Consider the following 1,580-nt stretch of genomic DNA (forward strand, 5'->3'; position numbering starts at 1 on the left):
ACTGCTCCCACAGGGAAGCGCTCTCGCGCTGTTGTAGAGTGGTGGTCATTGGTTTATGATTCCTATTAAGTTATCGAGGTACGATTGATTGATGATGTCTCTATCTTAAAGACTTTGTAACGGTTTGTAAAGGGGTTTGACGATATTGTTACTTATACTATTGATAAGCTGGGGTTATGAAATGGGTCGGGTGCGGTCGGGTCTTTTCTGATCTAAGATTGAAGACATGACTCGACAACCTCACGACCAATTTGCCAAACAATACCTAGAAGAATTGCTGTCTCCCCTGGGAAAGGTGGAAGTCAGCAAAGAGGTGGCGGATGAAACCCGTCAGGTGGATATTTTCTTCTCTCCTCACCCTAATATGCGGGGAAATGCTCAATCTTTGGGTCTTTTAGGGCAAATGGTGACAACAAGCACTTTGCTTGAGCCTTTTCGCAATGCTCCCAATCGAACGGAAATTCGCAACTGTATCTTAAAACTGTTTTCGATTTTCGCTGAACTTCAACGGAAAGGGAAACGGGAAAAAACTGAGTTAAACGAGGATGACTTACCTAAATTATGGATTTTGGCTACTTCTATTAGTTTCCAGATCCTAGAGAGTTTTGATGCTAAATTAGAACTAGAAAACTGGACAGAAGGGATTTACTTTTTATCTCCCTCTCACCGAACGGCAATTATAGCGATTAATCAGTTACCTATTACCCCAGACACTTTACTGTTAAGATTGTTGGGACGGGGGAAAACCCAAAGCCAAGCGGTGAGAGAGTTGCTTGAGTTGCCTTCTGGCGATTCCTTCCGTCAAAATGTCATGGAATTATTGATTAGTTGGCGTGTGAGTGTTGAAATTAACAATCTTTTAGAATCAGAAGATAGGGAGGTATTTATGGCTTTATCTCAATCTTATTTAGAGTGGAAAGAGGCGACCAAACGAGAAGGAATTCAACAAGGAATTCAACAAGGACTTCAACAAGGACAACGACAAATTATTGAAAATTTAATGCAAGTGAGGTTTGGAGAATTGGATGAGTCTTTAATAAAAGTCATTGATGAGTTGCTTAAGTTATCACCGATGGAGTCTAGTCGTTTATTATTGGACTCTTCACGGGAAGATTTAATCAGACGATTCCTCTCTGAATAAATTAATTAAGCTGGGTTAAAATACGTCTTAGCTTAAACAGCTTCAAAGAAGCAATAACCGGCGGAAAACGGGAGGATATTATTTAACAGATGAAGAATTGCGATAGACCTGAAAAGATGCTTATGGTTTAGCGTTAGTACAAGCTACTTTAGCGGCTTTTAAAAGAAAATATGGAGTCAACGAATTAGCAAAAATTGTGATAAAATGCGATTATTTACCAAGCAATGGTGTTGATTTTGTGGTGATTATATTCTCTTAAATCTCTACAGATGAATTAGAATAGACTCAAAAAGTGAAGATTTTGGCTCTTCGTTACTTGTTATGGTTCGATAGGGGGGCATAAATCGACTAAATCCTTATCTGGCAAGAGACTTAATTGATTAGTTCGCTCTAGATAAAAAACAATTGACAAAAATCGCTAAATGCCTTTCTATATAAG

General features: G+C 38.8%; 1 protein-coding gene. It reads left to right on the plus strand.

The annotated features are described in order from the left end of the window. Positions 1–226 precede the first annotated feature (226 nt). Positions 227–1,141 (plus strand): hypothetical protein, encoded by a 915-nt coding sequence (locus tag O9290_RS09015; protein ID WP_288056293.1) that lies wholly within the window; start codon positions 227–229, stop codon positions 1,139–1,141. Positions 1,142–1,580: the final 439 nt, after the last annotated feature.

Origin of the sequence: Microcystis sp. LE19-41.2A (genome assembly GCF_027530405.1) — a bacterium.
Lineage (GTDB): Bacteria > Cyanobacteriota > Cyanobacteriia > Cyanobacteriales > Microcystaceae > Microcystis > Microcystis aeruginosa.

Coding starts and splice junctions, on each gene's coding strand:
- O9290_RS09015 (WP_288056293.1), top strand. CDS start 227: ATGACTCGACAACCTCACGACCAATTTGCCAAACAATACCTAGAAGAA.